We start from the raw sequence: 6,818 nt of genomic DNA on the forward strand, positions 1-6,818 counted from the left end.
GGAATACCCCGTCTCGATGAGACGCGATATACGGCAACAATTTCTTGCCGTAACCATCCAGCTCCTCCCAAACCTCAAATGGCACTAGAGTCGTGTTTACGCCGTCAAAGAATACGGCTGCCATAGGATCTAGGTTGACCAGCATTCGACCCGTGATGTTGTGCTTGGACATCTTCATCACGAACCGCAGATCGATCTCGTACTCTTCTTTCTTTTCGAGGGCGGATGCCAAGGACTTCAGATGAGGACCGTACAGGTTGTCGATATAGTCCTTGAAGAATTTGCCATCAGGCCGGCCTTCTTGAGGTGCTGTAAGCAACTGGTACAGACGGCGCAGGGCAGGGCGGTGGGACACTCTGAGCTGTGCTCGACCGAGGTCATCAAGTATCCGCTTGGCCTTCGCAAAGTTTGGGCCTGATTCGCCTAGCTTCAGCCAACGCACTACATCGGCCACATACAAAGCGATCGGCTTGGTAAGCGATTTGCCCCTGGCGAGAACCATCAGGCGCGCAAGAACAATCTCATGGTCAACCGATAGAAAAGGGCCGCGGTAGAAAATGTTCCCGGCTCCAATGCCGAAGATCGGTGTCCACTCTTCGTAAACGCCCTTCGTGTTGCCAACAGAAAAAAGCGCTGACCGAACGATAGGGTTCGACTGCTCGAAAAACTCTTCGTTGGTGAAGGGCAGATAACCCTGAGAGGACTCGAAATCGAGCTTCTTGATCAGCCGAGTGCGACGGCCAGACACACTGTCCTGATCCGTTTCGGCAGCCTCGATCGGCACGTTATTGTTGTCCTTTGGGTTTGTAGCGCTCATGGCACCGGCTCTATGGCTTCCTTCACACACGCGAAGCATATATTCACGAATGCCACCAAGTAAGCGGTCTGATAGACCGATTTTCTATAAAGCAGCTTTGATCATCAGTAGGACGAACTGAAAATACGAAAAGAACGGAATATTAAGGCTTTGATTTTTCGGCAAAATTTAAAATTTTTTATCTTTCAATACTGCTGGAGAAAAGTAAAAGCCAAGTGGTAGCGCTGTAATGACTCTGCCATGAACTAAAGATCAAAAATGGTAGATGATGACATCGATCAATGTATATAGCGATGCGCCATACACATGGCCAGCATGGAATAAATAGAGGGTTTTTTATTAGGAAATAGTCTAGGGGTCTTGTTATCATCTGATATCTTGTCAGTGGGCCATCTCCACCTGTGCGACACAGTACTTATAAGAGAGATCACCATGGACCCATCTATTCCTTGTGCTAGGGAGGATGGGTTGTGGTTAGGCGCAATTCTAAGGTTTCAAACTTTACCAATCGTGGCCAGCACTTTGGGAATTCATGGGTAGTCTATAGCCATAAAGCTCGAAGAAGCCTTACGATTGTTAACGACATTGAGCTATGCTACTGGCTTACATTTTTGGAGTTTCAGCCAGACGTACTTAAGTTTAACCTTCATCCCGCATTCCGTATATTACCCACCAAAACGCCACGAAAAATCCTACTGACATCCGAAGCTACTCTCGTAGACGGAACGTTAGAATGGCATTTACTTTATTCTCCAGAAAAAATCAATTTTGACTATCTGGCCGAGCTGAGAAAGCACGCCAACAGTTGTGGTGCAACGCTGCGAGAATTTACACCAGCGACTATCATTCCGCACAAATATAAAATAATGCCTCTGCTGAAGGTATGTGCATGCTTGGCAGCTGGAAAAGAATATTCTCTTCCGCCAGAAATAGTAAGCAAGGCTCAATTTTACATCAGGCAGCGCGTCAGAGGTCGCATGAGTGACCTCTACGAGCAACTACGAGATTTTGACACGGCAACGGTGCACTATCTTGTTGCAAGAATGTTTGTCGAGGGTCGTCTTAAAGTTGAGTTGTCACCGTATTTTTTCAGTCCCAGCACCGAATGGGTGAGCGCATGAATGTTCGTGGGCGCTTAAAGGGTATCAATCTAGAAGAACTGATGCATGTTAATCCGGAGGCACTCCAAGAAAATATTAGAGAGGTGTTTGCCAATAGATTGACTGTTATTCGGTTAATTAACCAGGGTAGAACAGGAAACTTCATCTATCGTCGATGTGGTATCTCGAACTCCGAGCAAACTCGACTAGCTAATAGATTTCTCCAGCGTGACCCTGAAGGTAGATATTTTGGCGATCGTGCCCTGATTCCCCAGATGCGTACAACAGAGTATCGGAGGAATGCGCCTGTACAGCCAATGAGAAGCCAGCAGCAGGGTGGTTTGAGCGGAGTTCTTAAGCTGACATTAGAAAGGCATCCTACAGTTGCGACTGAAATTTCTAATTTCATTCTCCGATTTCACAGTGACTTTTCTGGTCAGAAATTTGATCGAAAATTCATTGCAGCAAAATTCAGATCGATACTGAAGGAGTCCGGTGTTACGGAAGATGAGTGGCCATTTAACCATAAAGGGTTAGGTCAAAGGACGATTGAGAAATATATTAATGAAATCCTGCGCAGCGATTTCATGTGTGCTGCTTCGACGCTTGGAGAGTTTGGCGTAACACATGCACAAATAGGTAGTGGGGAGCAAGGGTTGATCAGCCCCAGTCTACCATTTGACGTAGTGCAACTGGATGCCTACAAAGTCGACCAAATGTGCATAGTTAAAGCGGAGCCACTGCCCGGAATTCACACATCAAGAGTTATAGATCGTTTTTGGCTGTTGGCCGCTGTGGATACCGTGTCAACGGGAGTGCTTGCTGCGAGATTCGTGTTTAGCAGCGAGGTAAGGGCTCAAGACGTAGAGGATGTTTTGATCAGCGCTTTTCTGGGAAATTGGAAACCACGCGACGAAGCTGAGTTGCAGAACTTATCCTATGTTCCAGGTAGTGGAATGATTGGCTATGTGCTTCCGGAAACGAAGGGAGCGCTGTGGGGGGCGCTTTTTTTAGACAATGCGATGGCGCATCACGCGGACAGGATCAAGATTAAGCTAAAGGAATTGATTGGCTTCTCCGTAAGTTATGGTCAACTTAAACGACCTGAACGGCGATCCATAATTGAAAACACTTTTAAGCAGATTGCAGAACAAGTTATGCATCGGAGCCCGTCAACAACTGGGAGTGGACCCGGATTTGGCCGAGCAACTGATGCCGAAAGTAATGCAGAAAAATATGAGATATTTGTGGACGAGGCTGAATGTCTGCTCGACGTTTGGTTGGCTAACTTAAATGTAACCCCCAGGTCCGGCTCTACCTTCTCAATGAGTCCTGTTGAATTGATTCGAGCGCATTTGAATAATTATAAAGTGCCAATTTACCTTCCGACGGCGCGGGAAGAGAGCCTTAACAAAACTAAGCTAAGCCTGGATGTTGAATACTGTATTGTCAGAGGAAGTGCCGAGTCAGGAGTGGCCCCGCACATCACTATCGATAAGGCTCGGTATACCAACAAGGTTCTATCAAGGTCGCTGGAGTTAGTAGGGCAGCGACTGCTCGTCAAAATTGACCCCAAAGACCTTCGGCAAGTGGAAGCGATTCTTCCCAATGGGCAATCGCTGGGTTGCCTGAGCGTATTGGGCTACTGGTCTAAGACTGCCCACAGTCGAATCACACGGAAGCTGATCAATCGTGCACTCAGGGACAGAACGCTGGAAATAACGCGAAAAGACGACATTGTAATGTCCTTTGTAGATAACCTCTTGAGGAAGCGGAATAAGCGAAGCTTACTGGAATGGCAGCGAATGGAAAGGGAGCTTTCATCATTAGGGCAAAGCTCGTCAGGTGACGATTCAGAGAGCATTGAACGAACTGCATTTCAGCTCACTGACGGTGGAGTGACTAAGTTGGAGTTTCTGGATGATTTCTTTGATCAGTCCGCAGGGGGCGTTGCTGATGAATAGAGATCAGATGGATGCTCATGCCGTGTTCAGAAAGGATTTCACGGTAATAACCAATGCAATAGCAAAAGCAAGCAGCACGGCATTGGAAGCCATATTCATGCGGCAAACTGGCCTGATTTTTCACGGCCTTTCAAGAGTGGGAAAAACTTCGTGCATCAAGACCATCAACTCCAAGCTTCGCGGGTTTATGCCGCGCGCTTATGTAATCCAAATTGAGGTGGTCAAGAAAGAGGGTTCCTTCACAAACAATATACTCGATCAGCTAGCCACGGAGGAAGGTGTGAAGTTTCGAAGTCGAGAAACTCCGGTAGGTAAGTTAGATAGGATATCAGAGCACGTCATTAATCGTTGCGCTGAAAAATTTTGCAATCATTGGGTGCTGCTTCTTGACGAGTTTCAAAGACTTCGACCTCATGATCTGCATGTGCTTTTTGATTTGTTTAACAGGCTGGATCGTAAAGGGATTACCATGACCATACTATCGTTTGCGATGCCAGCTGTTTTCAAACAACGTGAAGATCTCATGTATGCTGGAAATAGCGAGCAACTAATCGCGCGATTCATGAGTGAGCTCATCGAGTTTAAAGGCTGCACCAGCGCTCAGGATCTCGCGGTAATATTGCAGACTTTTGACGAAAAATCGGAATATCCTCCTAAATCAGGTATCACCTATACCAATGGTTTCGCACCTCAAGCATTTGCAACGGGGTTCAGGCTGGAGCCACTTCACGGCTCATTCTGGAAAGCTCTTAACTCCGCCTCTGCCGGAGGCTATAAGAACAACGTACCTCTTGAACATCTATTTTTATCAATTCGCTACCTGCTAAGGTATCTGTCGCAAAATGACTATTCCAGGATTGTCATTCCAGATAAGTTGCTCGATGAGGTGGTGCAGAAATCGAATCTTCCGCAATTTTGTATGCTCAATGGAGGAGGGCAGGGGTGAAGCAACTGCCATTTTTTATTCGACGTGCCTATCCATTCGAGTCTACTGTCGGAATCATTGCCAGCCTGGCGCGATTCAATGGGGTCAATCCTGTCGATGTAATGCGGTGGCTGGAAATAAGAAGCGCTGGGAATGTTCATAAGCTTTTCTATCTACCCGAGAGGGTTGCCAGCGCTCTGCCCTCAAGTCGGGCGCATGACTACAGGATGCATTTCCCCTCAGCGTTCCGACTGGCACCGTTCTCAGCGACAATGGTTGTACGGTACTGTCCGGAGTGCTTAGTCTGGGGATATCACTCTACCTTTTTTTGCCTGCCTCAGGTTGAAACATGCCTGATTCACAATGCCCCCCTCAAGCCGCTGTGCAAATGGTGTCACAGCATGTTGAGTCGTGATCTGCTTGATGCACCATGCTCACAGTGTGGTTTCTATGTTTGCCAAGCATTAAACCAAGTTAAATACCGCTGTTCCCCAACGATCGCGTTAAAAACATATAGAGCGGGAAAAGCACTAGCGGCGTGGTTTAAATTTGTCCGGAGCGGTGCACAATCAGGATCACCTTTCTTTATAAAACTGGACAAACTAGGTAGCTACACTGAAGACCCCATTGATAAAGTACTCATCACTTCCCTCGGTTGCCCGATTGCTAAGAATGAGGGCGTCGTACGGCGTCAAACCAAGATCGTGAACTGGGAAGTGACGTCCAATCGCCGTCATTGGAAAGATTGGCAAGGTGCATGCCGAAATATAGAGACAGTCCATTTGCAGAGACATGAGTATTGTCTTGCGCATTGCGAAGGGTTGCTAGGGTATTGGGATGGAGTAAAGACACCTAGACCAACATGCCTCAAAACTGCTATTTACCTGCTCATTCGGTTGCGGCTAGCCATAACCTCCAGTGTGCCGTGGCTGCCTAGCAAGTTGGATTGCTTAGGTTTTGGATACATTGATGCGCTTCAACAATCGACATTCATTGATCAAGAGATTCCAGTGGTTTTGGTGAAAGTATATTATTTGAAGTTGTTATACGATGCTAGCATTTATCTCGAGCTTGGTTATGTCATAAGATTTAGAGTTAGAATGTGGCAAGGGCTGCTCCATGAGTTGGCGGCGCCCGCCGGCATCTCGATGAGGCGGGAAACAGTATTGGGGGTCGTTTCTGAAAAAATGTTGCGGTGCCCACATGTGCGTCGCGTCGTTAATACTCCTCATCTCTACATCTGTCGCGACAGCGACTCTAGTTGGACTTTGTCCTTGGCTTGCAGTGGAACTCAGCAAGTCATTATGGATTTATAGTGCTGTAAACGAAACAGCTATTTAGGAGTTCAATATGGTACCTAAAGGACCTTCCATTACACGCTTGGATGTAGCGCGCGCGGTTAATTTTTTGATTGGAGCAGGTGAGCAGGTGACGATTAGGGCAGTGAGGAATACTATCGGAGCCGGCAGCTTTACTACAATCAGCAAATATCTTCATGAGTCTGCGGTGCACTTGGACGGTGTTGGTACGCATGAGACGGATGAAGTCGCTGAGCGTAAATTGCCCAAAAAAGAGCTGGCTCCGCTACTGAAAAGCTCTGTAAGGGTGGACTGCCGTACAACCTCAGTGCTTGATGGCCTTGCAGGAGAGTTACGAGAGATTTTTTTTCAATGTGATGAGGTCATCCGCAAGGCTGAAATTGAAATAATTACTGCGCGAGAAAAGCTTCAGAGATCCATCTCAAACGCGGATAGACTAACGCACGAAAAGCACGCGCTTATTCATGAGGTTCGTAAATTGCGGGCTGAACTCGCGGCGCTCAAGGTGCATATTCAATTCAAGAATCAGTAGTAGCTTGTATCAAGCCCCGACTTCACTGGTTTCGGCTCGAGCGCTGTCGAGCTATTCACCTTGAGGCGGCGAGACCAGCCTTCAGCATATTGCTTTGGGCGGCAGGTTAACCGTGGCTTTCTGTTCTGCATGGTTCAGGATCACGAAGGCTATTAAGGAAA

General features: G+C 47.2%; 6 protein-coding genes. 5 read left to right on the forward strand and 1 reads right to left on the reverse strand.

From position 1 onward, the window contains the following. Positions 1–817: hypothetical protein (locus PA6_RS21840; RefSeq protein ID WP_021703152.1), on the reverse strand; the 817-nt coding region annotated here is incomplete at its 3' end. Positions 818–1,287: 470 nt separating this feature from the next. Between PA6_RS21840 and PA6_RS23665 the strand changes: the two genes are divergently transcribed. The 5 genes from PA6_RS23665 (at position 1,288) to PA6_RS23205 (ending at position 6,657) form a co-directional block, all read left to right on the forward strand. After that, positions 1,288–1,938: a hypothetical protein gene (locus PA6_RS23665; protein ID WP_147289512.1), complete on the forward strand. Its 651-nt coding sequence runs from the start codon at positions 1,288–1,290 to the stop codon at positions 1,936–1,938. Next, entirely contained in the window at positions 1,935–3,881 is a 1,947-nt protein-coding gene (locus PA6_RS23670) for a hypothetical protein (protein WP_140422125.1), read from the forward strand. The genes PA6_RS23665 and PA6_RS23670 overlap by 4 nt, the downstream gene beginning before the upstream one ends. After that, positions 3,838–4,827 carry an ATP-binding protein gene (locus tag PA6_RS21845; RefSeq protein ID WP_036992958.1) on the forward strand — a complete coding sequence of 330 codons (990 nt, stop codon included), beginning with the start codon at positions 3,838–3,840 and terminating at the stop codon, positions 4,825–4,827. Before PA6_RS23670 ends, PA6_RS21845 begins: the two co-directional genes overlap by 44 nt. A 380-nt stretch (positions 4,828–5,207) precedes the next feature. Then, entirely contained in the window at positions 5,208–6,122 is a 915-nt protein-coding gene (locus tag PA6_RS23675) for a hypothetical protein (protein ID WP_147289513.1), read from the forward strand. Positions 6,123–6,156: 34 nt separating this feature from the next. Further along, complete coding sequence (locus PA6_RS23205) at positions 6,157–6,657, forward strand: DNA-binding protein (protein ID WP_021703155.1); 501 nt, start codon at positions 6,157–6,159, stop codon at positions 6,655–6,657. Positions 6,658–6,818 lie beyond the last annotated feature (161 nt).

The organism is Aquipseudomonas alcaligenes NBRC 14159 (genome assembly GCF_000467105.1).
Classification (GTDB): Bacteria; Pseudomonadota; Gammaproteobacteria; order Pseudomonadales; family Pseudomonadaceae; genus Aquipseudomonas; species Aquipseudomonas alcaligenes.